Here is a 26646-nt window from a genome sequence, read left to right as displayed (position 1 = left end):
ATGTAAAGCGTCGTCGGCGCCCCACTTTCGTTTTTCGAACACGCCGGGTAACAATGTAACACGATCAGTTCATGCGCTGATGGCAGGTGCGGCCACGGCAGCAGCGATCCCAGCTTCGATCTCTGCATAAAGATCGACATCCTGCTCGACGCAGTCCAGCGTCATGACCAGCGCGTAGCGCGTCTTCTCATTATAGCGGTGTTGCGGTACACGGTACTTCCACCATCCAGCCACCGGATAGATCGCTACCATATGCCGGTCCGCGAGATCGATCGCATTGCCTTGCCAGATGTCGCAATGCAGCGATCCAGGCTTGTCTGCGGCGCGGCTTCTCGATCCGAACATCCAACCGGTATCCGATTCCGGCCCGACCTCGATCTCCGCGAGTCCCGGAACCTCTTCGTCCACCATCACGACACCCGCATGAGTGTCGGTATCGTCATCGACGTCCGAAGCAGCAGCGAGATCGTTGATCCGTGACTTGAACGCCTCGTCGCTCTCATTGCGCCGCTGCATGTCGAACCGCAGCCCATGCGACCGGTAGCGGGCCGGCGTCACCGGCTTCAACTGCCCCGGACTCGGCTCGATGAAATAAGACAGCGTGATTTTGAGTGCGACACGCTTTTCCCCCAGCTGCCGCAGCGTCTCCTTTGGCCACGGCAAGGTGTAGAGGTGAATGTCGCTGAAGCGCGGATCGCCGTCGCCGACAATGCGCCCCTTCTTGCCTTGCTTCATCTTACGCTTGAAGGGCTGGATCACCGCCTGAGCCACCAGTGCAAGATCGGCTGACGCCGAAGCCATTGCCCGTTGCAGGTTCGGAACACCGAAACCGAATTGCCGCGCTAACCCCAAATGCGCCGACTTCTTCTTGCGTGCCCCGGCGATCCTCTCCAGCATCCGAGGCGTCCATTGCGCGCTGTGCACCGTGAGCGCACGGATCGTCTCCGGCCAATACGCTGGATGCTCCGCTTGCAGCGCCGCCGTAAAGCGAGCTGCCTCGCCGGTCGAGGCGCTCGTCGCAAAAAAGGCGGTGAGCGGATCGCTGACAAAATCACTGCTCGTCGTCAGAACCGACAGCGATTCCACGCCCGATAGGATGTTCGTGCCAGACGGGCTCGCCGCACGGTTTCCGGCCTCGAACACCACCTCGGGCTTCAACGGCATCGTGTCCGGCCACAGCACCGACGTCCGGCTATAAGGGCTCCGGTCCCCCACCTTGGCGATCGGTACGTGCGATTTGAACAGCGCGTCGATGACTGTGTCGCGATCCGTAAATCCGCTGATGCCGAGCGCATTCCAGGCCTGCACCGGATCTTCCATGGCCGGCGTTTCGGCGGCAGTCATCGTCGCGTAGTCCGCATCGTCGCCGATATTGCCACCGGAAATCAGGATCAAACGGCGCGGCGTGTTCTCGGCGTCTCGTTCGCCCGGCATCTTGCCGGCGGCCGCCTGATCAACCGCCGCACTCCAACTCGTCGGTCGGTCTCCCGGCACGTCCTTGTTCGTCACGGCCATGCAGAATATGCGCGTGCGCTCCGGCGCCGCGATTTCAGGCAGGTTGATCGCCTGCTGCGTGACGTAGCCGTAGCTCGCAGGCTCGGTCTCGTCGAACCCTTCGGGCGGCAGGATTGTCACCGTCTCCAGTCGGTGCTTCAGCTCGATGCTGCGCTGATCACCGACCGGATGAGTGAGATCCCCGAGCAGTGCCAATCCCGACATCTGCGTCCCATGACCGCCGTCATAGTGATCGTCGACGCCCCATTTCTCGTCGACCGCATGCTGGTCAGAAGGATCGAGCGAGGCCGACAAGAGCGGATGCGCGCGGTTGGTCCCGCTATCGAGCACGCAGGCCGCCGGCGCCGTCGCCGGCGCATGCGAGATCCGTGACGCCAAATCGCGGATCAGCGGAACCTGATAATCGCGAAGCTCGCTCAAAAACACGTGTGGCGAATCCGACGCATGCCGTAGCCGCTCGATCGCGTCGGTATGAACCAGCAGCCTCTCGATCTCGGAGCGCGTGCCGTAGACCGGCACAACCTCACAGTCGGGAAAAATCAGCCGGCGCTCACTCACGCGAAGCCCGAGACGTTGCGCCGGCCTCGGCACGTGATCTGCGCGATCCTTCCAGCACCAACACTCCCACCAGATCGCCTTTTCCTCCGGTGGAAGCGGACGGCGGTCGAACCAGAGCGTCGCCACGCTCGAGGGGCCGATCCGCTCGATTTTCTCTAAGCGATCCTTCGCCGCGGCACTGCCGCCTCCACTCGTGTAATCGTCGAGTGCCTTGGTCAGAAATGCTTCCGATCGCTGCGGTACGAACAGGCCGCCGACCTGCTCGCCGTTGTCCTCCGTCCGGACCGCCCCGATACGAATGCCCTTCTGCTGCCAGCCGATGTCCGGCAGCAGCGTCTCGGCCGGAGATGCGATCTCCACATAAACGCCGGCATCCCCGGCCGCGATGTCGGGATCGCGCTCGCCCAGCAGCCGGTGCGCCGCAGCAAACGCCTGCGCGAGCTCTCCGCTGAGCTTCGTGCCGTGCGAAAAGCGGTCGAGGCCCCCGTCCCTCGACGTGACCGCACGCCGTGGGGGCCGGTAGTCGGCACGCTCCTGAAACCGCTCGATATTCAAGTGAGGTTTGGTGTAGGTCCGCAACGGACCCTTCGGCTCGTTAGCCATGATGAATCATCTCTGTCGGGACAATCGGGTAAGTTTAACGACGCAGGCACTCGATAGAGCCGGCGTTGCTAAGCCTCGCGCTTCCCAGACAGGGCAGCCTTGGCGTTTCCTCGGGCAGCTAGCGCCGCCTGCAAGTCGCCGGAGGTGACCTTCGTCGCTTCCTTCAATATGGCGCGTTTGATCACGTCGTCGACGCCGCGCGCGATCTCGCCATGGTTGAGACCAGCGGCGGCTGACAAAAGCTTCGTCCATTGCAGCTGGCGAGGCCGGAACAAGCCCAGGTGACGCTCGATGATCTTGCGCGCAGCCTTCTCGTCCGGCATCCCGTAGACGATCACGTCGTCGAACCGTCGCGCCAGCGCCGGATCTAGCAGCTCCGCATGGTTCGTCGCCGCCACGATCAAGCTATCGGTGTTGTTGGCCTCTTCCATGAACTGCAGGAAGCTGTTCAATACACGCCGCATCTCGCCGACGTCGTTGTCCGCGCCGCGATAGCTGCCAATCGCATCGAATTCGTCGAACAGAAACACGCCGCGCGTCGTCGCCACATGGTCGAAGATCAGCCGGAGCTTGCCCGCCGTCTCACCGAGATAGCGTGTGATCAACGCGTCGAGCCGCACGGCAAACAACGGAACATGCAGTTCCGCGGCGAGCACAGATGCCGTCATCGTCTTGCCGGACCCCGGTGGACCCGCCAGAAGCAGCCGGCTCGTCGGCACCTTGCCGAACGACCTGAGCCGCTCGCGCTGAGCCTGTTGCTCAAGGACGTCGTTGAGGCGATCCAGCGTGTCGCCGGCCAGCGCCATATCGTCGAGGCGCGTTTTCGGATAATGCACCGACAGTAGCGTCTGCAACTCGCCTTTGGTACGAGCAATGGGGATCGCCGAAATGTCGGACGACGGAACCTGCCGGCTGCGGGCGTTGCGTGCGATCTGCACCAGCTTGCGCAGCTGTTCGGCCGTCTCCTTGCGACCCGAGCGCGCCTCGACAGCCGCCACCTGCAGTGCGATGGAGAGCACCTGCTCCTGATCGCCCTTCACGTGGCTGCTGAGCAGCGCGATGATCTGTTGTGCGGTCGCCATGTCTAAGCCGGGTACTTCGAATCGAACAATAGCATAATAGCCGGTTAACCGGACCTGAACGAGCCCGATTTGCGCCTCTGAGCACGGCAACTATCTGCTTAAAACAACTATCGTCTGACTGAAGGTCTGTCTAGGGCGCCTCCCGGATGCCATATTCAATTGCAGCACGTCTGTTGTCGGATGGGATGCAGACCCCAAAATCCACCGAATATTGCGCTAAGAATCAACGATCGGCAACTTCTGCTTTCTCTGCTAGGCACTTGCCGGCGATGCGATGATGTTGCACGTGCTCAGGGAAGCAACGGGTCAAATTCGGCGGTCAATGGCCTCTATTACAAGGTGCTCACAAGCCTATGCGGGGTTGATGGCGCGAGCGAAGGCCGCAGGCAAAGCCATTGGCAAGGCGGACGGCTACATTGCTGCCACGGCCGCCGTGAGCGGCTTCACGGTCCCCACCCGCAACACAGCCCCTTTCGAGGCCGCCGGGCTGAATATCCTTAATCCTTGGGAGATGCAGCGATGAGCAACAGCACACCGCTGACAGGGCAGCGGGATCGTAAGCCCCTCCAGATCAACCTGTGATAAAAGACGTTATCAAAGATTGATCTCGGACTGTGTCGGCACCGGTCTGGGATCCTGCGCGGCATTGTAAACCGGCGTCGGGGTTCCGCGCCGATCGGCGCGCTAAGTTATTGTTTCGTCAAAAGGCCAGAGGGGTCACCTAGTGACGCCGATTCACAATTAGACGGCCATTTGATGCCGATTACGGCTTATGATGCAATCCAGACCTTGCCCAAATGCGACATCGCCTGGGAGTTTCTGCGCCGCAATATCGATTATCGCCGAGACGTTGCGTGCTTCGGCTCGGACGCCATCATCCGAGATCGGGATTGGCATGGCATCGCTGTCTACCGGCAGGCAAGGATCTGCGAGGCGGCCGCGCGCTGGGGCCTTATTGGTCTCTGTGCGCCCGATATGATGGCACCGGTCGAGCATTTGTTCTGGCTGTCGGATGACACTGACACGTCCCCCTCGGTGCTCACGGTACCCGGCAACGGCCGGACCTCCCAAGCCCTCATGCATGCCCAGCCGCGTTTCTTGATCGATATTGAGGATAAAGTATCGCTGCATTTGCGCATGGGCGGGACGGTGGTGAGGCTGCCGGTGCTAAACGAGACGCCGCTCAAGCTTGGCAATGATATCGCCTTCACAATCTATCGCGGGCAGGAGTGGGGAAGCATCGAGCGCATTTCGCGAGGTTTTCGCCAAATGCAAGATCCGACGGCCTGGACAGCGCAACGTCTTTCGCTCCGCGATGCCTTGATTGCGTTCGATAGGACGCATGCTGGTCTCCGCTACCGGGACATTGCCTGCCTGTTGCTCGGCGATGCGCGCGTGGACCAGGAGTGGCAGATTGGCCGTACAGCACTCAAAGACCGCATAAGGCGAGCGGTCAAGCGGGGCGAAAAGCTGGTCGGCGGCGGCTATCGCGCCTTGCTGCGCCCGAGCGCCTCATCGCGCGACACGTCTTCCCGCAATCGCGTACCGGGGTCGGGCCACCCGTTTGTTTACGGCCTCCAGGGTGGCGTTGTCTAAATAGCGAACTGCGCCACTCCCCGCCACAGTCTCAGCGCGCGACACTGAAACACATCCCAAGATCAAGAGGTGTGTTTGTCATGACGAAAGAAGCCGACTCTCCGTATCTTACCCCGAAAGAAACTGCGTTTTTCTTGCGTCTCAAACGCCGGACCCTCGATAACATGCGCTGGCTCGGCTACGGCCCACGCTTTCGTAAGCACGGCGGCCGCATTCTCTATCACCGCGACGACGTGACCGCCTGGTCTGATGCAAGGCGCAGAAAGTCGACGTCTGGCGAACGCGATTGAAATGGGCTCTCCATAAACGAATAATGACAGCTGCCATTGCGGTGGGATTGGCCTTATGGGTGTGCCCAGAAGCGGTCTCGCCGAGAGTCTATCTCAATGCGTCGCCGAGTGTTCCGCGGGGGCTTTATGCCATCACTTTCGAACCCCGCTACGCACGCGGCGACCTCGTGCTTGCCGCCTTACCGCCTGGCGCCGCTTGGCTGGCGGACCGGCGAGGATATCTTGGCTCCGGAATTCCTGTTTTGAAGCGCGTTTCCGGTTTGAGAGGCGACAGCGTTTGCCGCGACGGTCTTGCGATCAGCATCAACGGTCGCATCGTCGCCATGGCAATGATTGCTGACGCGCGTGGACGCGGCCTACCGGTTTGGAGCGGGTGTTTGTCCCTTCAGCACGACGACGTTTTTCTGCTTGGCGATTCGTCCGACAGTTTTGACGGACGCTATTTCGGACCGCTCAAGCGCAAGCAAATCATCGGTAAGGCGGCGCGGATTTGGTGACCGGGCCGCCTTTCTGCCGCAGAAAGCTTATCTTAGGGTCTTCATCGTGGCGTCGACGAGGCCAAGACAGGTGGCGAGTCGCTCCCTGAACACCCCCAGAGCTGCTCGCGGTTCGTCTTCAAGCCCGAGCATCTTCTCATCGAGGCAGACGCGGCACAGGCTGGCAAGATCGGTGTCAGCCAGGAAGCCTTTCGTCCGGGCGTTGGCGATGACAGCCTCCGACAATCCCATCGGGTCCCATGTCAGCGTGCCGTCGGGGCGCAGAACCACCTCTAGCCTCGCCTTTGCGAGGACTGCGCTTTCGACCATTTCGGCGTCGATCAGAAGCGTCATGTCGCCAGCTGGATCGCCATGACCGGCGCAATAAGCATCTTCCCCTTCATCAACGCAGAGACTGAATTGAGTGGCTCTTTTCGGCGAACTGCGTGACATGCACGGTCCTCCCATTCGAGGCTTTATAGTTGCNCGTGACGGCCGCTCTGAATGGCGGTTCTGGTTGCGATCGTGACCAAGCGACTGTTGCCTTGCAACCATAATCCTTTGGGAGAAGCCGCGCGTTTAACCGGCGAGCCCGTGCCGGGAATTAAAGAGTGAGAGGATGATTGGGGTTTCGGGTGACGAGCTGAAGGTGAGAGGAGAGTGGCTCCTCCCTGGCTCGTCAGGAGACCTCAACCATGGCTCAGGCCAAACTGACGCTTCATGCATCACGGGACATTCCCCTGAACAAGCTCGTTCTGTCTCAGGCTAATGTCCGCCGCGAGAAGGCCGGACAATCGATTGAAATGCTCGCCGCCGATATCGAGCGCCGCGGCTTGCTGCAATCCCTGAGCGTCCGCCCGCTCGCGGACGCAGGTGGCAAGGAGACCGGCATGTTCGAAGTCCCTGCCGGCGGGCGCCGCTTCAAGGCGCTGCAACTCCTCGTCAAACAGAAGAAGCTGTCGAAGACCGCTCCCATCCCCTGCATCGTCAAGACGGACGGGCTCGCCGAGGAGGACAGCCTTGCTGAGAACGTCATGCGTGAGGGGCTGCATCCGCTCGATCAGTTCCGCGCTTTCCAGACGCTCGCTGAGGCGGGACAGGGGTTGGAGGCAATTGCGGCGACCTTCGGTGTCACCGCCGCGGTCGTCCGCCAGCGTCTGAAACTTGCCGCCGCCAGCCCGAAACTGCTCGAGGCCTATGCCGCCGACGAGTTGACTCTCGATCAATTGATGGCGTTCTGCGTCAGCGACGATCACCGGCGTCAGGAGGAGGTGTGGGCGCGCCTTTCAAACGCCTACAACCGCGAACCCTACGCGATCCGCCGCATGCTGACCGAAGGCGCCGTGCGAGGCCATGATCGCCGGGCGCGTTTCGTCGGCCCGGAAGCCTATGAAAAAGCCGGCGGCGTTATCTTGCGGGATCTGTTCAGCACGGACGAAGACGGCTGGTTCGCCGATGCCGCTTTGCTCGACCGGCTAACCCTCGAAATGCTGCAAGCGAGAGCCGACGACATCAAATGCGAGGGCTGGAAATGGACGCAAGCCACGATCGATTTCCCCTATTCGGATCGCTATCGCTACCGGCAGATTGCGGGCGAGGAGCAGACGCTCAGTGACGAGGACCAAAATCAGCATCAAGCCCTGCAAGCCGAATATGAGCAGATTCAGGAAAGGCATGACGGTGCGGACGAGCTTCCAGCGAGCGAGGCCAAGCGGCTCGACGAGCTTGAAGCGGCCCTCGCCAGGTTCGAGGATCGTCCGCTCGTCTACGAGCCTGCCGACATGGCTTATGCCGGCGTCATCGTCAGCCTGTCCCACGATGGACAGCTGCGAATCGAGAGGGGCTTCGTCAGGCAGGAAGACGACCCGCAACGCCGCGAACGTTCGAGCGCCGACCAGGCAACGCGCAACGATGACGGCGAAAGCGGCAACACCGACGCGCCGGCCCTTCCGGCAAACGGCGGTGTTCAAACCGCTGTAACGGGCGAGGACGAGGTTGGCTCGGCTGCCCTGTCCGACCGCCTCATGGAAGAGCTCACCGCCTGCCGGACCCTTGCCTTGCGTGAAGCTTTGTCCGGCGATCCGGAGGTCGCCCTGCTGTCGGTCCTGCACACATTTTGTCTGAAGTTGTTTTATGTCCGCATCTACGCTGAAAGCTGTCTCGAAATCGACGTCAGGGAAGCCGGCCTCGATCGCCATGCCGCCACGATCACCGCCATGCCGGTACAAGAGCGCTTTGAGGGGCGCCGTCAGCATTGGCAAAGCAGACTTCCAGCCGATCCCGTCGATTTGTGGGACGCGCTCGTTGGGTTCGAGGCAACCGAGCGATCGGAGCTGTTCGCGTTCTCAGCGGCGCTGACCGTCAATGCGGTTCACGATGTTCACGCAAGCCGCGGAAGCACCGGGCGCCCGGCCGATCGGCTGGCCCAAGCGCTCAAACTCGATATGACCGGTGCCGGCTGGCAGGCCACGGTGGAGAGCTATTTCGGCCGGGTGACCAAGGCGCAGATCTTGGATTGCGTCCGCGATGCAAAGGGCCCCGCCGCCGCCGATCTGATCGCGCATCTGAAAAAATCCGACATGGCGCGCGAAGCGGAGCGGCTTTTGCAAGGGTCCGGATGGCTGCCGGAAACGCTTCGCACTTGGAGCACCGAGGAGGACGTGCAGCGAACACCCCTACCGCAGAACGAAACTCCGGAGTTGCCCGCCTTTCTCGACGAAGACGATTTTGGCGAGAGCGCAGGGGTCAAGCCTTACGCGGTCGCGGCGGAATAAGCGCGCCAGCAATCCATCACCTCTTCTCAACCGGCCCGCCCTCGCGCGGGCCGTTTTCATTTTCAGGAGTCCATTCATGAATTGGTACCGGCCATGTGCCTATGACGCCGAACAGAAGCACCGTTTTCATCGCGAGGCGCGCAAGCGTCTGAAACTTCTCGCCGCCGAGCTCGGCTTTTCCTCCGGCAGCTACGATTTGCGATCAAACCTCGGTGGCATGGCGGTGTCCGGCGAGATCACGCTGCATCATGAAGCTGTTTACGTCCAGATCTGCCAGCCTGCCACCGGCCATGACACCGGGATCATGATCCGCACCTGCCAGGGCCGCCGCGATTATGCAGGCGGCCGCAATCATTTTGAGCCGCTTCGGCGGCTCGACGACATCCCCGGCCTCGCGGCGCGTATGCGCGACGTCCTATGTGTTGCGATGCCGCCCCGAGCATGCCGCCGCTCTTCCTGACTTGATCGTCTCGCCATGGGGCACGGGATCCCGCCGCCCCGAACGTCCTAAAAATCCTCTGGAGCCACACATCATGACACTGCCCTTGACACCGGCAGCCCTTGCGGCTGCGCGCCAGTCTGAATTGCCGCGTCCGAATGGCAAAACCGAACCCAGAGCGCCGCTTCTGTTCGTGGCAGCGCAAGCTCTGGAAACCCAGCTCAGCGCCGGCCGGGCCATCGACGCGAAGGCGCTTCGATCAGCGATGGAGGCCGCATTCAGCGCGAGCGATGCAGCCGGCGCGTGGCTGTGGAAGGACGCATACGAGGCGCAGGAAGCAGCTCAGCTCTTATTTCTGCGCCGTCACGGCCCCGCGATGCTGGCAAAGGCTGCGGGCTCGGCACAAACGATGCTTACCATGCTGGCGCGGCTGTCGCGTCTTCTGCCCACCCAGACGCGGCGGTCGGAGGAAAGCCAGACGCTGCAGCAATTCTCGACACCCATCGAACTTGGGTTTATCGCAAGCGCCGCCGCGCGCCTGTCACCGTCCGATGTTGTGCTGGAGCCGTCAGCGGGCACCGGGCTGCTTGCCATCTTTGCCGAAATGGCTGGCGCGCATCTTCATCTGAACGAGCTCGCCGAGCTTCGGGCCGGGCTCCTCGCCCAAGCCTATCCACATCTCGGCGTGACAAGGCACAATGCCGAGCACATTCACGATTATCTGGGCGGGGATATCCGGCCCAGCGTGGTGCTGATTGACCGAGAGCCCTTGCTGTCACTGCAACGCCGAACAGGCGGCGTCCTTTCTGCGATAGCTGGCTGGAGCGCCGGCGAAAGGACGGAGGAGGAGCTGTCCGGACTTGTCGGGCTCTGCAGCAATCTCGACCCGCTCGTAACGGCCGCATCCGTCGAGCCGCCGCTCGACACGCTCCGGCTCGACCTCATCCGGCTGGAGTTGGCCTGCGGCGCAACCCTCGATGGCTCGCTAAGGGAAGCGCCGAAATTGCGCGCGAGCCCGATATTGTCTTTCCGCGCGGTAAGCGGCCCCGTGCTCTTCGCGCTCGCGCAGCGCACGCTCGATTTCGGTGATGTCGTTGCTGATGGCTTGAGGCAGCTCGATGCTCTGGCAATGCTCGCCGAGCAGATCGCGGCGGATGATCGCGACGTCATGCGCGAGGATGATGGCAAGTCGAGGAATTGGTCGCCGGGTGCCGATGAACTGCTCATCGGCAATATGATCGCCGCAGTGTTCGGCCTGGCCGCAGCGAACGAACTGGATCGCCTGCCGCTGGCGCGATGGCGGGCCGATGGCGGCGCGCATTCGCAAGGTGGCCGGGTCGTGCAATTGGTCGACCATCTCGAGGGCCTCTTCATCACCGCAACGGTCGAGCCATGGGCGACCGTGCTCAAATGTCCCTCGGGCGACTGGTCGCATCAAGCGGCATCGGCCCTTGCAGCGACCTTGCTGGAAAAGCTCGCACCGGACGCGTTGCTCGCCGCGCAGGCGCTGTGGGTCCACTATCTCAAGCAGGCGCATCTGGCGCCGCTTGTCGTCCACTATCTGGAATATCTGGTGACACGGCAGTGGTGCGCGGTCGCGGCAATGCCCGCGTTGTTCGGATCAGCAGCGCCATCGCTTTCGCCCCTGATTGCGGCCCTCGCTGGCCCCAGCAAGGGTTGGCCGAGGGTGCGGGCAGTGCTCCAAGCGGCGCTTTTAGCCGTGCCGCTGGCTGTCGACGACCATGCGAGAACAACGATCGAGGGGATGGAGCTGACGGGAGCCTAGCTTAGCCCATAGTCGGTCGGCTCCGGCCGCGAGAGCAGTCCAGACCGCGACCTCGGCAGCTTGCGGGATCGCAGCGCGCTGGTTTAAACGACTGCGATTGTGACGAGTTTCGGACGCCGGCCCTCGGAATGCGCTGCCACAAGCTCATGAGCCGGCGTCCGGAAGTCTTCACAGATTGGGCGCTGGACGTAGCACTGCCGATAGGCCGCTTTGGAGGACGGGCTGCCGACCTCTTTCTGGGTCGGTACGATAAACGCCCATAGTCCACTCTTTGACTTAAGCTATATGGTCGCGACGATGGCCGCCAACGACCGCTTCACGCGTCAAGATCACTTAACAGATCCCATCTTCGCTTTATCGCGAGCGTGCCTCCGAAGAATCAGCATGCAGTACTGCGAAAGCGTTCGTTCCTCGTGCTCCGCAAGCGCTTTCAAAGTTTCAGCCAGCTCGTGCGACACACGCACGGTGATTGTGGTCGACTTAGGGTCCATGAGTGAGAACGTACTGGCTTGTGCACATCACGCTCTATGTGTACATTGAGGCATATTGAGATAGTATGTGCACGAGGGCGTCATGTTTAACGACTTCTCAGCTGATTTGCAGGAAGCCCGTATCGCCATCGAAGCCGCGATAGCGACTGCCGGTATCGTCGCTCAAACCGACCTTATCGAATGCGAGAGTTTCAATCAGCTCGTGATCTATCTGCACGATGCCGTAGAAGCGCTCTCCAAGGCGGAGAGCGCGCCGGCAAAGCCACAACACACCATCTTTCCAACTCAGGAAGCCGCGAACGACTTTCTGGCGGCGATCGAACCGGGCGCTGATGTCGCCTATCGGCTTTCGCGGTCGGGGGATGGGCGATGTGTGGTGCAGGTCTTCCGGCTCGCGGGTTTGCTTTAACCCTGAAGCATGGTTGCGGCGGTCGACGCCAAGGGTGGGACCTACGTCAGCGCTGCTACGCAGCAACCTCATTTAAGATGAACGGATATCGTCTTTGATGAGTGCAAATAGGAAAATTGAGGAGGGCAAGATAAAAGACGGCATCATTCCGTCCTTAGATGATGCCTTTCAAAAGCTTATCTGACTCCATGTTCCCCCTGCTCGACTCCCCTCAAACCAAAAGTCCTTACAGCTGAGCAACTTAAACAGCGTCGCTCGTTTAATCAGCACCTTTTTCCGAAATTGGAAGGTCCTTGCCCAAACTGGTTTGGGCGTTGCCCGCGCAGCCGCGGGCCGGGCTGTCGCAAGCCGAGACGGCGGCCGTCTCTGCCCTTCGGGCGTCCATCCCTAACGCGGTGCTATGGAGTTGAAAGCTTTCTTTCTCGCCCGATGAAATCGGATATTCGCCATCGTGACCGGCAATTCACGGGTTTCCTTATGGGGCAGCCCTGCTCGCTACCTTAGACTGTCGCCCTCAGCAGGAAACGGAAGCGGCGGAATAAATGACCGAACCATTTGAGCCGCACCTCAAACCGCCCGGGAATCACGGGCGTTCTGGAAATTTGCGCTTCACGCGAATGGTTCTCAATCAGGCCGGAAAAGTGGGAGGGCTGCAGCCGCGGCCCCGGAAAACTGCCGGACCGCGCTATGGCCGGGGCGGCAGCGCGCCGATCCTGGTGTCGCGCCGAAGCTTTGTCCCCGGCTCCAGGCGCGTCGTCATCAAAGCGCGTATTGCCCGGCACGGGACAGATGCGATGACCGCCGCGAAAGCGCATCTGCGCTACATCCAGCGGGACGGTGTAACGCGCGATGGCGCGGCAGGCACGCTTTACAGCCGCGATCATGATGATGCCGACGGCAAGGCGTTTCTGGAACGGTCAGGCGGCGAGCGCCATCAGTTCCGGCTAATCGTTGCCGCGGAAGACGGATCCAAATTCGCCGATCTCAAGCCCTTCATTCGCGATCTGATGGCACAGATGGAGAAAGATCTGAGCACCAAGCTCGATTGGGTCGCCGTCGACCATCACAACACCGGGCATCCTCACACGCACGTCGTCATTCGTGGTCGCGATGACGATGGCCGGGATCTGGTGATCGCCAAATCCTACATCAGTGAGGGTATTCGCGCTCAGGCACGGCGGCTGGCTACGCTCGAACTCGGCCCCGAAACCCAGATCGAGCGCCTATCGAAATTGAAGCTTGAAATGACAGTGCGGCGTTTGACGCCGATCGACAGATCGATTTCGCGCGAAGCGAAAGAGAACATCTGGGTCTTCGAGGCCAACGGCCGGGGACATGAGATGCGCAGCCTCAAGATCGCGCGCCTCAAAGTGCTCGAACGGCTGGGGTTGGCTGCCGAACGCCGGCCTGGCGTGTTCGAGGTCGATCCGCAGCTTGTCAGGAAGCTGCAAATGTTGGGGGTTCGCGAAGAGCGCTATGCAGCAGCACAGCGAACCTTGAAGGAGGCTGGGCTTACCGTCCAACCATCGCAGATTTCGCTTTGGTCTGCGGCGGGATGCGGGCGGCAAATGAACGGTATCTTGATTGGACGCGGACTTGTCGACGACGGCTCGGAGCGTCACTATCTCGTGCTCCGCAGCCAAAATGACCGCATCGTCTACGCGGAGTTCAACATGACTCCGAGCCAGGAACTGCCGGACCGTGGAGCAAAATTATCTCTAGTCCCCGGCCGATCGCCCGAGATCGCGATCGTGAAAATGTTGCATGGACGTGTTCGGTAGCTACAGCCATAAATTGACTTGCTACCGAGCGTTGCCCGTTGCGATGCCCAGCAAGCCGGGTTTTCCGACGGCGAAATCCTAGCGTGGAGTCCTCCGCAGCTAGGCAGCGAAATGTTTGAGAGAGTTGAGGCCGCGGCGGGCAGCGTGGCGTACAGCGTATGAACACGATCCTGTCCTGTGCCGCCGCCGTCGCAGAAATTGCTGGTTGTTAAGCGTTTTGGGCAGGCCAGGCTCGGCAAGTCGGTCTGGTGGCTTATCCGGTTTTATATCCCTCGCCGCCTTCGCCTTCCTGCTGACGCTGGGAGAAAGTGACGCTGCCGGTCGCGTATACGCCGCATATGGCGGCGTTTACATCGTTGCGTCGCTGCTGTGATTGCGGGTGGTAGAGGGAATGCGTCCGGCCCCTTGGGAACATCGGCGCAGCCACAATCTGCCTTCTCGGTGCGGCGGTCATACTGCTGGCGCCGCACAGCTAATTCCGAACGAGGAGCGCGGATTCCCACGCCGAGCTTATCGCAAGGGATTTGGGCGAATGCTTGGTCGGCGAACTGGGGCGTCTAATGCAACTCTGAGCCATAGCTCGACCGCTTTGAGAGCAGCGCAGCGGACCAGAAGCCGATGGCGGTGAGCAGCGCGCCGGCGAATATGGCGAGGATGACACCGTTGTAGTTCTGCGTCACCGCCCAGAGCGCGGCGGCGCCGGCCGGGGCGAGCGCCTTGGCCAGCAGCGAGGGGCCGGTCAGCGCGCCGTTGATGGCGCCGTATGAGTGCCGGCTCAGCATTTCCGGCACGGCCATGCCGCGCACGATGGTCATGATGCCATTGCCCGCGCCGTAGATCACCGCGACGGCCGCCATAGGCAGAAAACTCGGCGGCAGGAACGCGACGGCGATGACGGCGAGCGGGAACAGCGCCACCACCATCGAGCCAATCCGGCGGATCGAGGCGTGCGGCGCGAACACCCAAATCAGGACCCGCCCCGCGACCTGCGCCGGCCCGATGCAGGTGAGGACCGCGACCGTCGCCGTGGCGTCCAGGCCGCGCTCGATGAGCAGCGGGTAGAAGTGAAAGGTGAAGGCGGAGAAGCTGGCCGCGTAAGCGGTCAAGGTCAGGGCGAGCGCCCAAAACACTGGTGTTCGCATGGCGCGGACGACCGCGCCGTGGCCGGCGGTGCTGCCTTCGTCCGGGAGCGGACCATGCGGCGGGATGGCATCCATTGCGGGACGGATGGCGGTAAGATAGAGGCCGCCGCACACGACGATGTTGATCAGCCCGAGACCGACCAGCGCGCCGCGCCATCCGAACTGGCCGATCAGCACCTGGATAAGCGGGATGAAGACGGTGCTGGCAAAGCCGCCCCACAGGGTGAGCGCGGTGATGCCGCGGCGCGCCATGCCGGGACCGGCCCGCCGCGCGATCACGGCGAAGGCGGGTTCGTAGAGCGTCGCAGCCTGGAGGCAGCCGATGCCGGCGAAGAGGACATAGAACAGCGCCAGGCTCTCGACCTGCGACCAGGCCAGCATGAGGAGCCCCGCGAGGATCGAGGCGCTGCCCATCACCACGCGCCCATGGCCCCGGTCGATGGCCGCGCCGACCGGATAGGCGGCGAGGCCGCTCAGCGCAAGGCCGAGCGTCGCCGCGCCGTAAAGCTCCGGCTTCGACCAGCCGAGATCCCGGCCCATCGCCTCCGCAAGCTGGGGGAAGCTGTAATAGAGCGATCCCCAGGAGCAGATTTGGCCGATGCCGAGGGCGGTGATCAGGCCGCGATAGGAATCGGCCGGACGCCCCGGCCCAGGCAGGATGTCGGTCGCAGCGCTCACGCCGCGCCTCCGCAGCAGCCCGCTGATTGTGGCTCGGGCTGTTGACTGGCCGCCGCCGCGCCGCCGCAGCAGCCCTGGGCCTCGGCGTCCAGCGTATCCGTGGTGCAGACGCCGGTTTCCGGCAAGACCAGCCGAACCTCGCGCGCGGCTTCATGGTCGCCCGCGATCTCCGCGACGATGGAGCGGACTTGCTCGTAGCCCGTCATCATCAGGAAGGTCGGCGCGCGGCCGTAGGATTTCGACCCGGCGATGGTGAAGCCGGGCTCCGGGTGGGCGAGGTCGGCGGCGCCGTGCGGCGGTACGGTCCCGCAGGAATGCAGGTTCGGATCGATCAGCGGCGCGAGCCTCAGCGGTGCCTCGACGGCCGGGTCGAGCGCAACGCGCAATTCGCTAAACAGGCCAGTATCGGGCCGGAAGCCGGTCGCGACGATGATGCGGTCGACGTCGATGCTGACCGGCTCGCCGCGTACGGTCGCGCTGACGCGGATCGCATCCGAACACTGCTCCAGGCGTTCGACCGCGAAGGGCGCGAGCAATTCGAGGCGGCCGCTATCGATCGCGGCCCTTGCGGCGATGCCAAGCGCTCCGCGTTCGGGCAATGCATCGTTGAGGCCGCCGCCGAGCAGCCGGTCGATCCGGTCGCGGCGCAGCGCCCAGATCATGCGGGTGGTGGGCGCGTCCCGCTGCAGCCGCAGCACGTCCAATACGACATTGATGGCGGAATGGCCGCCGCCGATGACCAGGATGCGCTTGCCCGCATAGGCCTCGCGCGCCGCGCCGGATACATCGGGGATGCCATAGGCGATGGCGCTGGTTGCGGCCGCCTCGCCGGGGACAGGGAGGCCGTCGACGCCGATCGGATTGGGCGAATGCCAGGTGCCGGAGGCGTCGATCACGGCGCGGGCGAGGCTGCGGTGGCTCATGCCCTCGGCGTCCGTCCAGCTGATGACGAAGGGCGTATCGGCACGGCCGGCGTCCTGCAGTTTGTCGATGCCGAGGCGGCCTATTGCCGTCACCCGCGCGTCGAAATGGAGGTGGGGCGCGATCGCGGGGTGGGCGGCCAGCGGATCGAGATAGAGGCCGGCCAACTCGCCGCCGGTCGGCAAGCGGTCCGGATCGGGCGCGGTCCAGCCGGTGCCGGTCAGAAGCGCGCGGGCGGCCTCATCGACATTATAGCGCCAGGGCGAGAACAGCCGCACATGCGCCCAGTCGCGAATGGTGGCGGCGGGGCGTGGGCCGCGCTCGAAGATGAGGGGCGTCAATGCGCGGGCGACCAACTGGGCAGCAGCGGCAAGCCCCACCGGGCCGGCCCCGATCACGGCGACGGGCAAGTCCTCTTTCATGTGCGTCTCCTCATTTGGATGATCGATGCGTCGATGGTCAATGTATGCGGGCAAAAAAATCAGGCACAGCACGTCCCATCCGAAGGCGAACTCGTCTGCACCACGCGCTCTGACGCGACCAGGCAGCGGGTCACTTCCATCCAGGCCTCGACAGCCACCTTGAACGCCTCGCGCCCCTTGTCGGTCAGCGTGTAGACCTTGCGCTCGCGGCCCGAGACGATTTGCGCCTCGGAGGTGACATAGCCGCCGGCCTCGAATTCGCGCAGCACCGGGTAGATCGTGCCCTCGGTCGGCGAGCAGCAGCCATTGGTGGTGCGCTCGACCTCGCGCGTCAGGTCATAGCCGTGCATTGGCCGCTGGTGCAGCACGCACAGGATGAAGAATTTCGACAGGCTCATTTTGATGGTGCCGTTCCAATAGGCCCGGCTGAGATAATCGGGCGAGGCCTTGTCGGCGGAACGGAGCTGCGGTTTGGGTTTTGCCATGCCCGCAACATTATGCATTGACCATCGATGCGTCAAGCGTCAATGTGTGGTCTGAAACTTGGAGCGGATCATCGGCACCATGAACATCGTTATCCATCATAATCCAGAATGTGGTACCTCGCGCAACGTGCTGGCGATCATCGAGGCCGCAGGCTATCGCCCGACGGTTATCGACTATTTGACGACGGGCTGGACGCGCGCACAGCTGCTCGGCCTATTCGCCGCTGCCGATCTCACGGCGCGTACCGCATTGCGCGAGACCAAATCCCCGGCAGCGGAGCTTGGCCTTCTCGACCCGGACGTCTGCGACGACGCCTTGTTCGGCGCCATGATTGCACATCCGGTGCTGGTCAACCGGCCGATCGTCTGCAGCCGGCGCGGGGTCAAGCTTTGCCGCCCGAGCGAAACCGTGCTCGATTTGCTCGAACGCCTGCCGCCCGGCCCGCTCTACAAGGAAGATGGCGGCCTCATCATCGATGCGGAGGGAAACCGCCTTGTCTGACCCAATAGACTCTCTTCCCAATATTGACGAAGACGCGCTTCAGCCGATCGACAGTACGGCGCTGTTCCAGCCTGCGCTCGGCGCGCACCCGCCCCGCATTCTTTTGCTCTACGGCTCAGTGCGGAAGCGCTCCTATAGCCGCCTTGCGACGGAGGAAGCAGCGCGCATTCTCCGCCGCCTGGGCGCTGAGACACGCATCTTCAATCCGAGCGGCCTGCCGCTGCCTGACGATGCCGAAGCCGATCACCCGAAAGTGCGCGAATTGCGCGAGCTCGTGGTGTGGTCGGAGGGGATGGTCTGGTGCTCACCGGAACGGCACGGCTCGATGACGGGGATCATGAAGGCGCAGATCGACTGGGTACCTTTGACGCTTGGCGCGGTCCGCCCGACGCAGGGCAAGACGCTGGCCGTGATGCAGGTCTCAGGCGGCTCGCAAAGCTTCAACGCTGTGAATCAGCTCCGGGTTCTGGGCCGTTGGATGCGGATGTTCACCATTCCGAACCAATCGTCGGTGGCGAAGGCCCATTTAGAATTCGAGGAGGACGGACGGATGAAGCCGTCGGCCTATTACGACCGCATCGTCGATGTGATGGAGGAGCTGACGAAATTCACGCTGCTCCTGCGTGACCGCTCAACCTATCTGACAGACCGCTACAGCGAGCGCAAGGAAAGCGCCGAGGAGCTTTCGCTCCGAGTCAGCCTGCGCAGTATTTGACGCCGCCGGGCGGGGGAGAGATCCCGCCCGGCGAGCGCCATCGGCCCTACGCCTTGTATTCCTGCGACTTGAAACTGAGATGCTTCACGCCTGCCGGGGCATCCGAGATTTTGCGGATGTTGCCCCAGGTCTGCTTGTAATTCGGGATGACAAGCTCGTTCGTTCCAGCGTTCACGACATTGCCTTCGACGCCGGTCGGGTAGCCGAACAGCATGAAGGTCTCGCCCTTCCTCGCCGTCGGCGTCGGGTAGGCCATCGCCTGGGTCGAGCCGGCGTCGTTCCAGACCTCGACCAGATCGCCCTGCTTGACGCTGATCGCGGCCATGTCCTCCGGGTTCATCTCGATGAAGGGATAAGGCCAGCGGTCCATCACCAGATCGCTTTCGACATCGAGATAGGCGGACTGCCAGACTTGGTTCGCCCGGCCGTTATTGATCAGATATTTGAACTTCCGCTTCTGCTCGTCCTTGCCGGGCGCCTGCAGCCCGCGCCATTGCGCCTCGAAGAAGATCGCCTTGCCGTCCTTGGTGCCGAACTTGCCGTCCGCGAACAGGCGCTTGGTGCCGATGATCTTCCCGTCCTTGAAGTCGGTGGCCGGCTCCTGGAAGCCGTTGGTGCCCATCGCCTTCAGCCGCTCATAGGTGACGAACTTGCCGCCCTTCTCGTTGGCGTGATAGCCGTCCATGAAGGCGTCTTCCTCGGTCTTCCAGTCAAAGCCCTTGAACTGGTCGGCATATTTGGCGTCGCCCATGGCGCGCAGCACGCGCTCCATGTGGTTGGCGATGCGGGCGGCGATCAGGCAATCCGGCATCGACTGGCCGGGCGGGTCCATATAGCGCTCGGTTATGCGCATGCGCCGCTCGCCGTTCATCGAAGTCAGGTTCATCTCGCCCGAGGTCGCGGCGGGGAGCCAGACGTGGCAGGCCTGGCCGATCTGGGTCGGAACGATGTCCATGTCGACCGCGAACAGTCCGCCCGCATTGATCGCATCGACGATGGCTTTCACCATCGCCGGGCGGTCGCCGTAGGGCACGCTGTTCATGGCGTCCTTCACGATGTCGGTGCGCTTCTTGTAGACGCGTTTGAACTCCATGGCGTTGAGCGTGGTCTTGTAGTGGTCGCAGCCCCAGATGTGGTGGACGCCGCCCTTGCCCTCGATCAGCAGCTTATCGACATAGGCCGCAGGCTTCCCGACATGGCCGTCAGCCGGGCGCGAATAGCCTTCCTGATGCCCGCCCATGCGCACCGCGCCGCCGCCTTCACGGCCGACATTGCCGGTCGCAAGCGCCAGGTTCACGATGGATGCGATGGTGCGGTAATTGTCGTTGCCCCAGATGATGCCCTTCTCATAGGCGAACATGGCGCGGCGGCGCTTGCCCTCCTTCGGCGCGGCGATCCAGGTGGCGGCCTTGATGATGTCCTCGGCCGGAACGCCCGTCAGCTTGGCGGCGTCCTCGATCGAGGTCTTGTTGGCCTTCACCGCCTTGTCGAAATCCTTGGTCGAGGCGGCGATGAAATCCTTATCCACCCAGCCCTTTTCGACGACGTAAGTGAAAATGGCGTTGAGCAGCGCCAGATCCGTGCCGGAGTTGACGGCCAGATGCAGCACGTTCTCCTTGCCGGCCTCGGCTTCGGCAGCGTTGATCGTTACAGTGCGGCGCGGGTCGATGAAGATGATGCGGCCCTTTGCGTGCGGCTCGCCGGGCAGTTGCGCCTGCTTCTTGTCCAGCGACGTGCCGCGCAGATTGGGCACCCAATGGTTCAGGTAATAGTTGGTCTGCGTCTCCAGCGAATTGCAGCCGATGGCGACGATTGTGTCGGCCAGCTCGGCGTCCTCATAGCAGTTGTTCAGCTCGCCGACGCCCATGTCGCGCGTCGAATGCACCTCGGAATTGTAGGCCGGGCGATTGTGGATGCGGATGTTCTTGATCTTCATGGCGCCGAAATAGAGCTTTCCGGTGCCCCAGGTGTTTTCGTAGCCGCCGCCCGCGCCGCCATGATCGAAGGCGGAGACGAACAGCGCATCCTCGCCCTTGGCCTTGACGATGGTCGCCGTGACCTGGGCGACCAGATCCAGCGCGTCGTCCCAGCTTGTCGGCACCATCGAGCCGTAGCGCCAGACCATCGGGTCGGTCAGCCGCTGCTGCTGCGTCTGGCGTGCTTGCGAGAAGCTCAGCTCGGCCATGCGCGCGCCGCGGATCGAGCCGAGGCCCGAATTCACCTCGCAGGCCTTGTCCGGCTTGATGACGATATGCACGTCCTGACCGTCCTGCTTGACGATGTTGTACATCGACGGCGCGTACCACGCGTCGCTCTCGGGCGCCTGCTGCTTGGAGAGGTCGGTGTTAAAAATGTTCTCGCCGGGGGCAGTGCCGCCCTGCTTGTTCACCGGCCAGCTATAGGCGTGATAGCCGCAGCCGACGATGCAGTAATGGCAGACGGCGGTTTGCTTCTTGGCGTCGGCCGGGATGATCGGCAGGCGGTCGATATTGCGCTTGAAGGCCATGATGCGTCCCTCCCTATGCCAGCACGTTGTTCAGGCGGCCGTAAAGCAGCTCATCCAGCCCTTCGGCGTAGATGTCGCCCTTGGCGTCGACGCGCAGCACATATTGCGGCAGGTTCTGCGTCGCCTGCCCCCAGACCTGCTGGCCGCCCTTTTCGACGTCGAAGCGGGAATAATGGCCGGGGCAGTTCAGCGTCCGGTCGCCGGCATTGTAATTCATCGGAAAACCCTTATGCGGGCACACCGTCGAGAAGCCGACGATGTCGCCATCCGGCCCCGCCCCGCCCTCGACCCGCTGGCCGAGCTTGATCAGCACACCCGGCGCATCGGCATCCGGATAGCTGACATCGACGGGCTCGTTGAGCTTCAGCTCGCTGACATTGCCGAGCCGGTTGGCCGGATAGGAGACGCGGGCGAGCGTCGATGCGGCCTTGGCTTCGTGCGGGATGGCGGCGGCGGTGGCGAGGCCGGCGGCGGCCAGCCCCGTGCCTCTAAGAAACTGGCGCCGGCCAGTGTCCACGAGATTTGGGCAACGTTTCATAGGCTTCCTCCCCTTGGTGTCTGTTGGGGAGAGAAGAGCAAGCGGCGTGCCAGGGGGTGGGGAGGAAAATGATGTATATTTTTCAGCTACTTGTGGAATCAGGGATCGTGAGCGGCGTTTGCGTTTCCGAACACGTATTCAAACTCGGTGTTCAGTTCTCCGAACATCGCCTCACTGTCGTCCCGGACGCCGCGCAGCGGCGAGCCGGGATCACTCGCGGCGTCTGCAGATTGACACGCAGCTGAGTTTGCGGGGACTCGCGCAATTGCCACAGTGACAAACTTGCGAATCATCGCAAACGGCTTCACATTCCCGACGGGCACAGGGATCGTTGCGTTCGGGTCGGCCGATCTGCCGACGCATTCTGATTGTTTCCGGGGGCGCACGATGGCCGGCCTTTTCGATAATCAAAAAAATCCCCTTATGGACATATGGTTCGGGTCGGGACCCGAACCAAAACCCTCGCTAGGCGAATTGCTTGTGGGACCGGAAGCCGTCCAGGCCAAAGTTGGAGCGGCCATGTCGCCGCTTCTAAGCGCACTATTCCCTCAGGCCGGCAGCGTGCGATCGCGAGCAGAGTGGAACGCTTGGCTCGAGCACCGACAGAAACCCGCGTCACCTACCGAAGAGCAAATGCTAGAGCGAGCTCGCCGGTACGTCATAGATGCCATTCAGCGCAGCGAAGGGTTAGTCGCTCGAGGGGTGCGCGTTGAGCCGCAGGGCTCCTATTTTAACAACACGAATGGTCGCACCCTTGCCGATGTTGACCTGCGTGTCGTCGATCCAGGGATCTATATCGAGTATGCACTCGGAGTTGTGCCAGCCGAGGCCTACCAGGCATTCGGCTACTATCCGACTGGGGTGACCAACTCACAGCGTCTCCAATGGCTGAGGGCGGAGCTTCTCACGGCCCTATCGGACAAAATCAAAAAGGGAGTCGGGCCGGGTAAAAAGGCGATCAAGATTGAGGGCATCACCGGCAGCCGCGCGGACGTCGATGTCGTGCCTTGCATGAACTATCATGGAATAATAAACGTAGCGGGCCAGTATCGCGTCCTTCCGGGCATCATCCTTCTTTCGACCGGGGGACAGTTCATCATCAATTTCCCTGAGCAGCACCATGCCAACGGCGTGCGGAAGCGTGAACGAACTGCTCACCGCTTCAAGCGAGTCGTGCGCTGCTTCAAGCATATGGGTGAAGAGATGGTGAAGCACGGCGTGCTCCCCGCGAACGCGCCTTCGTTCTTAATTGAATGCCTTGTCTATCTCGTCGATGATGGCCAGTTTCTCGTCGATGCCGATCTATATGGACGGATGCGGCGCATTGCTCAGTCCATGCAGCACATCCTGCAAAATCCATACACCGCACTAGAACTCACAGAAATCAACGAAATCAAACTGCTATTTGGCCCGCATCAGCCCTGGACACTAGCTACGGCGCAAGAATTCGCGGACGCCGCCGTGTTGTACCTCGGGAATTTGAGCTGATGTGGACCCTTCTTCCGCTTCGCTGGCAGATTCTGATCGTGCTCGGGATCGGCGCGGCTCTCGCATGGTCCGTCGACGGCGCATTGGCGCTTCTGGCTGGTCGTTCACTGACTGTCGTGCAGTTGATTTCGTTCACAGCAACACTTGTCGGCCTCATGCTGACCTGGTTCGCGGAGCTATCGTGGCGCTGGCTGTGGCGCCACTTTCCTACATTGCAGCGCAAGGCATTTCCGGACCTCAACGGGCAGTGGGAGGGCACTCTGCGGTCGACTTGGATCGATCCGAAGACCGATCAGCCCATTGCTCCCATTCCGATTGCCGTCGCAATCCATCAAGGGCTGTTCGCCACATCAGTGCGGCTGCGCACGAACGAATCCCGCTCATATTCGACCAAGGTGTTCCTCGAGCCTCATCACGACGCGCGGCGTTTCCGCCTTTGCTACACCTATTGCAACGATCCAGATGCCGCACACCAGCACCGCAGCGCACCTCACGACGGTCATGCCTTTCTTGAGCTCGACTTTGACGACGATAAGGATCGTTTGACCGGGCGGTACTTCACATCGCGGAAGACAACCGGCGATCTCGAGCTCAGACGCGCTTCAGTCAAGTAAGCCCGTCAGTTACACCTTCGAGCGCTGTCCAAGCCACGCGCAGATCGCCGTCTAGGGGAGATCGTGCCCCCACCTCACCCCTCCGCCAACCCATACCGCTTCATCTTCTCCCACAGCGTCGTGCGGGAGATGCCCAGCGCTTCGGCTGTCTTGCCGATCTGGCCGTCATTGTCGCCGAGCGCCAGGGTGATCTGATGCCGCTCCGCCGCCTCGCGCGCATCCGCCAGCGACCACGAGCTTTGCCCGGGCGGCGCGGCGCTCGGCAGCTTTTCCGGGAACAGGTCCTGCGGCGTGATCCAGCCGCTCAGGTTCAGCGCGATGGCGCGCTCCAGACGGTTCCTCAGCTCGCGCACATTGCCGGGCCAGAGATGGGCGAGCGCCGCCTGCTCCGCCGCCGTGCTGACGCCGCGCATCGCTTTGCCCTGGCCGGCGGCGAGGTCGCCAAAGATCTGGCCGATCAGCCAGGGGATGTCCTGCGGGCGCTCGCGCAAGGGCGGGATTTTCACCTCCACCACATTGATGCGGTAATACAGATCCAGCCGGAACTGCCGGGCCGCCAGCAGGCCCTGCAATTCGGCGTTGGTCGCCGAGACCAGCCGGCCCTTGAACGCAACCGGCGTCTCGCCGCCGACGCGGTGGAACTGCCGGTCCTCCAGCACCTGCAACAGCTTGGCCTGCAAGGGCGGCGCGAGTTCGCCGATCTCGTCGAGGAACAGCGTGCCGCCCGCCGCGCGCTCGGCAAAGCCCAGATGCCGCTTGCCGGCGCCGGTGAAGGCGCCCGCCTCGTGGCCGAACAATTCGCTCTCCAGCAGGTCGCTGGGGATGGCGGCGCAGTTCACCGCCATGAACGGGCCGCGCTTGCCCGCAAGCTGATGCAGCAGCCGGGCGCAGACATCCTTGCCCGTGCCGGTCTCGCCGGTGATCAGCACCGGGCTGTCGATTTTTGAGATGACGTGCAGCAGATGCTCGATGTCGCGCATGGCGGGCGAGACGCCGAGCGTGATGCCGGCGCGGCTCGGCGAGGGGCGCAGCGAGCCTTTCACCCGGTGCAGGAAGACGTCCATGTCGAACGGCTTGGTCAGATAGTCGGCGGCGCCTTCCCGCATCAGCGCGACGGCGGCATCGACATCGCCGAAGGCCGTCATGAACAGGAAAGGCGGCGCGTCGGCATTGACGCCGAAATGGCGGAACAGGCTCTGGCCGTCCGTGTCGGGCAGGCGGATGTCGCAGACGACGAGATCGACGCTGCGCGGCGCGACGGATTTCAGCGCCGCCCGCCCGGATGGGTAGAGGTCGACCTTGGCGCCTTCGAGCGCCAGGCTTTGCAGCAGCGACTCGCCCATGATCGGGTCGTCCTCGATCACCGCGATGGTCCGGCCCTCAAGCAACATGGCGCGATGCCTCCCTTTCGAAGGGCAGGGTGAGGCGGATGGTCGTGCCCGCCGGTCCTGCCTCGATGTTTGCCGAACCGCCGGATGCGTCGAGCAGCCGCCGCACCATCCACAGGCCGAGGCCGGCGCCGGATTTCATCGGCCCGCTCGCCGCGCTGCCGTTTTCGAGGAACGCTCGGTAGGCGTCGGGCATCCCAGGCCCGCAATCGCCGACGCTGATTTCGAAGCTATGCGCGTCCGCGTCGGCCGTGAGCGAGACAAGCCCGCCCTCCGGCGACACGGCGCAGGCATTCAGCAGCAGGTTCAGCACCGTATCGCGCACGGCGGCGGCGGGCAGCGGCAGATCGCTGCCGAGATCATTGCGCCAGTCGATGGTGAGATCCTTCTGGCGCAGTGCGGGCTGGACGAGATATTGCAAATCCTCGATGTCGTCGCGCTTGAGCGAGCGGGGCTCGTCCGGCTGGCGATAGGTCATCAGCGTTGCGCGCACCACGTCGCGGATGCCGTTCAGGCCGCGCTCCAGCAGCCGCACCGAGGATTCGCGCACGCTCTCGCGGTCGCCATAGCGCTTGACGGCATCGAGGGCGTTGAAGAGGCCGCCAAGCGGATTGTTGATCTCATGCGCCATGCCGGATGCGAGCCGTCCCAGGCTCGCCAGCCTCTCCTTCTCGGCAAGACTCTCGGCCAGATGCAGCCGCTCATTGGCGGCGCGGGCCATGGCGTTGTAGCGTCGGAACAGGCGGCCGAACTCGCTGGTTGCCGAGCCGAGCTGGGCGTCGGGGATGATTTCCACCGGCCCGTCGCTGCCGCGATCGAGCACCGAGCCGAGCGTGCGCACGGGCCGCAGCATGCGCCGCACCGCCCAGGTGCCGGCCGCCATCAGGAACAGCGTCAGCAGCGCGTTCGTGGCGATGAGCTGCCAGAGCACCGAGCGCCGCTCCGCCATCAGCGCGGACACGTCCAGCTCGGTATAGACGCTGCCGACCGCCTGCCCTTGCAAGCGCACTGCGTCCAGCATCCGCGCCGTGCCCTTGTCCTCGTCGATGAGCAGCCGGCCGTCCACGCCGAGGCCCGCCAGCAGATCCGGCGTCACGGCCTGTCCCGTCGGGAACGCCTTGGGGTCGCTGGCGGCGATCACCCGCTTCGCCGGATTGAGCACGATGGTCGTCACGGCGTTGAGGCCGGCATAGACGGAGCGCGCGCGGTCGAGCGTGTCAAAAACCTCCCAGACGTCCTCGCGCAGGATATGCGGCAGCAACGTGCCGCCGAGGCCGTCGAGATAGGCCCGGCTCAGCGTTTGCAGATGGCGCTCCTGCGTTTGCGCGAGCCGCGTCAGCACCGTGTTGGTGATGACGAAGCTGATCGCCAGCATCAGCAGCATGACCAAGAGCGGCACCTTGATCGCAATGGGCCATTCGGACGCCCGGAGCGTGAAGCGGGTCAT

The 26646-nt window shown here is 62.9% G+C and carries 21 protein-coding genes and 3 pseudogenes; 14 read left to right on the top strand and 10 right to left on the bottom strand.

Annotated elements, in window-relative coordinates; genetic code table 11:
* Nucleotides 1-69 precede the first annotated feature (69 nt).
* Together BLEFHOIH_RS07330 and BLEFHOIH_RS07325 are read right to left on the bottom strand one after the other, a co-directional pair.
* A complete protein-coding gene (locus tag BLEFHOIH_RS07330; RefSeq protein ID WP_088343912.1) occupies nucleotides 70-2676 on the bottom strand; it encodes a S8 family peptidase in 2607 nt (868 codons plus the stop codon).
* Nucleotides 2677-2744: 68 nt separating this feature from the next.
* Nucleotides 2745-3758 carry an ATP-binding protein gene (locus BLEFHOIH_RS07325; RefSeq protein WP_088343910.1) on the bottom strand — a complete coding sequence of 338 codons (1014 nt, stop codon included), beginning with the start codon at nucleotides 3756-3758 and terminating at the stop codon, nucleotides 2745-2747.
* Between the two features lie 343 nt (nucleotides 3759-4101).
* Here BLEFHOIH_RS07325 and BLEFHOIH_RS27200 point away from each other — a divergent pair.
* The 4 genes and pseudogenes from BLEFHOIH_RS27200 to BLEFHOIH_RS07305 form a co-directional block, all read left to right on the top strand.
* Nucleotides 4102-4281, top strand: a pseudogene (locus tag BLEFHOIH_RS27200) (VapC toxin family PIN domain ribonuclease); the annotation flags it as partial.
* Between the two features lie 233 nt (nucleotides 4282-4514).
* Nucleotides 4515-5354 (top strand): DUF2285 domain-containing protein, encoded by an 840-nt coding sequence (locus BLEFHOIH_RS07315; RefSeq protein WP_088343908.1) that lies wholly within the window; start codon nucleotides 4515-4517, stop codon nucleotides 5352-5354.
* Between the two features lie 80 nt (nucleotides 5355-5434).
* Complete coding sequence (locus BLEFHOIH_RS07310) at nucleotides 5435-5644, top strand: helix-turn-helix domain-containing protein (RefSeq protein WP_088343906.1); 210 nt, start codon at nucleotides 5435-5437, stop codon at nucleotides 5642-5644.
* A 23-nt stretch (nucleotides 5645-5667) separates the two neighbouring features.
* Nucleotides 5668-6141, top strand: coding sequence for a S26 family signal peptidase (locus tag BLEFHOIH_RS07305; RefSeq protein WP_088343904.1), 474 nt, complete (start codon nucleotides 5668-5670; stop codon nucleotides 6139-6141).
* 27 nt (nucleotides 6142-6168) lie between these two features.
* Here BLEFHOIH_RS07305 and BLEFHOIH_RS07300 read toward each other — a convergent pair whose 3' ends face one another.
* Nucleotides 6169-6573, bottom strand: a complete 405-nt coding sequence (locus BLEFHOIH_RS07300) for a hypothetical protein (RefSeq protein WP_125461620.1) — start codon at nucleotides 6571-6573, stop codon at nucleotides 6169-6171.
* Between the two features lie 242 nt (nucleotides 6574-6815).
* Here BLEFHOIH_RS07300 and BLEFHOIH_RS07295 point away from each other — a divergent pair, with 242 nt between their 5' ends.
* The 6 genes and pseudogenes from BLEFHOIH_RS07295 to BLEFHOIH_RS07270 all read left to right on the top strand — a co-directional run bounded on the left by BLEFHOIH_RS07295 (nucleotide 6816) and on the right by BLEFHOIH_RS07270 (nucleotide 14276).
* A complete protein-coding gene (locus BLEFHOIH_RS07295; RefSeq protein ID WP_088343900.1) occupies nucleotides 6816-8894 on the top strand; it encodes a ParB/RepB/Spo0J family partition protein in 2079 nt (692 codons plus the stop codon).
* 76 nt (nucleotides 8895-8970) lie between these two features.
* Complete coding sequence (locus BLEFHOIH_RS07290; protein WP_088343898.1) at nucleotides 8971-9354, top strand: hypothetical protein; 384 nt, start codon at nucleotides 8971-8973, stop codon at nucleotides 9352-9354.
* Nucleotides 9355-9550: 196 nt separating this feature from the next.
* A pseudogene (locus BLEFHOIH_RS27195) lies at nucleotides 9551-10093 on the top strand (methylase); the annotation flags it as partial.
* 1599 nt (nucleotides 10094-11692) lie between these two features.
* The gene (locus BLEFHOIH_RS07280; protein WP_088360655.1) at nucleotides 11693-12019 is read left to right on the top strand and encodes a hypothetical protein; all 327 of its coding nucleotides are present in this window, start codon (nucleotides 11693-11695) and stop codon (nucleotides 12017-12019) included.
* Nucleotides 12020-12561: 542 nt separating this feature from the next.
* Nucleotides 12562-13800, top strand: coding sequence for a DUF3363 domain-containing protein (locus BLEFHOIH_RS07275; protein ID WP_088343892.1), 1239 nt, complete (start codon nucleotides 12562-12564; stop codon nucleotides 13798-13800).
* A 158-nt stretch (nucleotides 13801-13958) separates the two neighbouring features.
* Nucleotides 13959-14276, top strand: a pseudogene (locus BLEFHOIH_RS07270) (YnfA family protein).
* Between the two features lie 81 nt (nucleotides 14277-14357).
* Here the strand turns inward: BLEFHOIH_RS07270 and BLEFHOIH_RS07265 are convergent.
* Genes BLEFHOIH_RS07265 through BLEFHOIH_RS07255 form a run of 3 tightly spaced genes read right to left on the bottom strand, consistent with a single transcriptional unit; the run spans nucleotide 14358 to nucleotide 17448 of the window.
* Nucleotides 14358-15620, bottom strand: coding sequence for an MFS transporter (locus BLEFHOIH_RS07265; protein WP_348626032.1), 1263 nt, complete (start codon nucleotides 15618-15620; stop codon nucleotides 14358-14360).
* On the bottom strand, nucleotides 15617-16963 hold the full coding sequence (locus BLEFHOIH_RS07260; protein ID WP_088343890.1) for an NAD(P)-binding protein: 1347 nt from the start codon (nucleotides 16961-16963) through the stop codon (nucleotides 15617-15619). The genes BLEFHOIH_RS07265 and BLEFHOIH_RS07260 overlap by 4 nt, the downstream gene beginning before the upstream one ends.
* A gap of 59 nt (nucleotides 16964-17022) precedes the next feature.
* Nucleotides 17023-17448: a PadR family transcriptional regulator gene (locus tag BLEFHOIH_RS07255; RefSeq protein ID WP_088344310.1), complete on the bottom strand. Its 426-nt coding sequence runs from the start codon at nucleotides 17446-17448 to the stop codon at nucleotides 17023-17025.
* A gap of 79 nt (nucleotides 17449-17527) precedes the next feature.
* Here BLEFHOIH_RS07255 and arsC point away from each other — a divergent pair, with 79 nt between their 5' ends.
* The gene (arsC, locus tag BLEFHOIH_RS07250) at nucleotides 17528-17950 is read left to right on the top strand and encodes an arsenate reductase (glutaredoxin) (protein WP_088344308.1); all 423 of its coding nucleotides are present in this window, start codon (nucleotides 17528-17530) and stop codon (nucleotides 17948-17950) included.
* Nucleotides 17907-18665, top strand: coding sequence for an arsenical resistance protein ArsH (gene arsH / locus BLEFHOIH_RS07245; RefSeq protein ID WP_245296903.1), 759 nt, complete (start codon nucleotides 17907-17909; stop codon nucleotides 18663-18665). Before arsC ends, arsH begins: the two co-directional genes overlap by 44 nt.
* A 46-nt stretch (nucleotides 18666-18711) precedes the next feature.
* Here arsH and BLEFHOIH_RS07240 read toward each other — a convergent pair whose 3' ends face one another.
* A complete protein-coding gene (locus BLEFHOIH_RS07240; protein WP_088343886.1) occupies nucleotides 18712-21171 on the bottom strand; it encodes an arsenate reductase (azurin) large subunit in 2460 nt (819 codons plus the stop codon).
* A 13-nt stretch (nucleotides 21172-21184) separates the two neighbouring features.
* Nucleotides 21185-21709 carry an arsenate reductase (azurin) small subunit gene (locus BLEFHOIH_RS07235; RefSeq protein ID WP_088343884.1) on the bottom strand — a complete coding sequence of 175 codons (525 nt, stop codon included), beginning with the start codon at nucleotides 21707-21709 and terminating at the stop codon, nucleotides 21185-21187.
* 387 nt (nucleotides 21710-22096) lie between these two features.
* Here BLEFHOIH_RS07235 and BLEFHOIH_RS07230 point away from each other — a divergent pair, with 387 nt between their 5' ends.
* Both BLEFHOIH_RS07230 and BLEFHOIH_RS07225 read left to right on the top strand, forming a co-directional pair.
* Nucleotides 22097-23197 carry a hypothetical protein gene (locus BLEFHOIH_RS07230; protein WP_125461618.1) on the top strand — a complete coding sequence of 367 codons (1101 nt, stop codon included), beginning with the start codon at nucleotides 22097-22099 and terminating at the stop codon, nucleotides 23195-23197.
* Nucleotides 23197-23811 (top strand): hypothetical protein, encoded by a 615-nt coding sequence (locus BLEFHOIH_RS07225; protein ID WP_088343880.1) that lies wholly within the window; start codon nucleotides 23197-23199, stop codon nucleotides 23809-23811. The genes BLEFHOIH_RS07230 and BLEFHOIH_RS07225 overlap by 1 nt, the downstream gene beginning before the upstream one ends.
* Before the next feature lie 74 nt (nucleotides 23812-23885).
* Here BLEFHOIH_RS07225 and BLEFHOIH_RS07220 read toward each other — a convergent pair whose 3' ends face one another.
* Together BLEFHOIH_RS07220 and BLEFHOIH_RS07215 are read right to left on the bottom strand one after the other, a co-directional pair.
* Entirely contained in the window at nucleotides 23886-25202 is a 1317-nt protein-coding gene (locus BLEFHOIH_RS07220; protein WP_088343878.1) for a sigma-54 dependent transcriptional regulator, read from the bottom strand.
* The gene (locus BLEFHOIH_RS07215) at nucleotides 25192-26646 is read right to left on the bottom strand and encodes a HAMP domain-containing sensor histidine kinase (RefSeq protein ID WP_170937043.1); all 1455 of its coding nucleotides are present in this window, start codon (nucleotides 26644-26646) and stop codon (nucleotides 25192-25194) included. Before BLEFHOIH_RS07215 ends, BLEFHOIH_RS07220 begins: the two co-directional genes overlap by 11 nt.

Source organism: Rhodomicrobium sp. R_RK_3 (assembly GCF_002198715.1).
Lineage (GTDB): Bacteria > Pseudomonadota > Alphaproteobacteria > Rhizobiales > Rhodomicrobiaceae > R-RK-3.
The sequence above is the reverse complement of the archived record's forward strand: the minus strand, read 5'-3'. Positions and strand labels throughout refer to the sequence as shown.

Bases quoted from the DNA above. Each gene is read 5' to 3' on its own strand.
- BLEFHOIH_RS07295 (WP_088343900.1), top strand. From the start codon at position 6,816: ATGGCTCAGGCCAAACTGACGCTTCATGCATCACGGGACATTCCCCTG.
- BLEFHOIH_RS07315 (WP_088343908.1), top strand. From the start codon at position 4,515: ATGCCGATTACGGCTTATGATGCAATCCAGACCTTGCCCAAATGCGAC.
- BLEFHOIH_RS07325 (WP_088343910.1), bottom strand. From the start codon at position 3,758: ATGGCGACCGCACAACAGATCATCGCGCTGCTCAGCAGCCACGTGAAG.
- BLEFHOIH_RS07230 (WP_125461618.1), top strand. From the start codon at position 22,097: ATGGCCGGCCTTTTCGATAATCAAAAAAATCCCCTTATGGACATATGG.
- BLEFHOIH_RS07225 (WP_088343880.1), top strand. From the start codon at position 23,197: ATGTGGACCCTTCTTCCGCTTCGCTGGCAGATTCTGATCGTGCTCGGG.
- BLEFHOIH_RS07300 (WP_125461620.1), bottom strand. From the start codon at position 6,573: ATGTCACGCAGTTCGCCGAAAAGAGCCACTCAATTCAGTCTCTGCGTT.
- BLEFHOIH_RS07255 (WP_088344310.1), bottom strand. From the start codon at position 17,448: ATGGCAAAACCCAAACCGCAGCTCCGTTCCGCCGACAAGGCCTCGCCC.
- arsC (WP_088344308.1), top strand. From the start codon at position 17,528: ATGAACATCGTTATCCATCATAATCCAGAATGTGGTACCTCGCGCAAC.
- BLEFHOIH_RS07310 (WP_088343906.1), top strand. From the start codon at position 5,435: ATGACGAAAGAAGCCGACTCTCCGTATCTTACCCCGAAAGAAACTGCG.
- BLEFHOIH_RS07280 (WP_088360655.1), top strand. From the start codon at position 11,693: ATGTTTAACGACTTCTCAGCTGATTTGCAGGAAGCCCGTATCGCCATC.
- BLEFHOIH_RS07330 (WP_088343912.1), bottom strand. From the start codon at position 2,676: ATGGCTAACGAGCCGAAGGGTCCGTTGCGGACCTACACCAAACCTCAC.
- BLEFHOIH_RS07305 (WP_088343904.1), top strand. From the start codon at position 5,668: ATGACAGCTGCCATTGCGGTGGGATTGGCCTTATGGGTGTGCCCAGAA.
- BLEFHOIH_RS07260 (WP_088343890.1), bottom strand. From the start codon at position 16,963: ATGAAAGAGGACTTGCCCGTCGCCGTGATCGGGGCCGGCCCGGTGGGG.
- BLEFHOIH_RS07275 (WP_088343892.1), top strand. From the start codon at position 12,562: ATGACCGAACCATTTGAGCCGCACCTCAAACCGCCCGGGAATCACGGG.
- BLEFHOIH_RS07240 (WP_088343886.1), bottom strand. From the start codon at position 21,171: ATGGCCTTCAAGCGCAATATCGACCGCCTGCCGATCATCCCGGCCGAC.
- BLEFHOIH_RS07215 (WP_170937043.1), bottom strand. From the start codon at position 26,646: ATGACCCGCTTCACGCTCCGGGCGTCCGAATGGCCCATTGCGATCAAG.
- BLEFHOIH_RS07290 (WP_088343898.1), top strand. From the start codon at position 8,971: ATGAATTGGTACCGGCCATGTGCCTATGACGCCGAACAGAAGCACCGT.
- BLEFHOIH_RS07220 (WP_088343878.1), bottom strand. From the start codon at position 25,202: ATGTTGCTTGAGGGCCGGACCATCGCGGTGATCGAGGACGACCCGATC.
- BLEFHOIH_RS07235 (WP_088343884.1), bottom strand. From the start codon at position 21,709: ATGAAACGTTGCCCAAATCTCGTGGACACTGGCCGGCGCCAGTTTCTT.
- arsH (WP_245296903.1), top strand. From the start codon at position 17,907: ATGGCGGCCTCATCATCGATGCGGAGGGAAACCGCCTTGTCTGACCCA.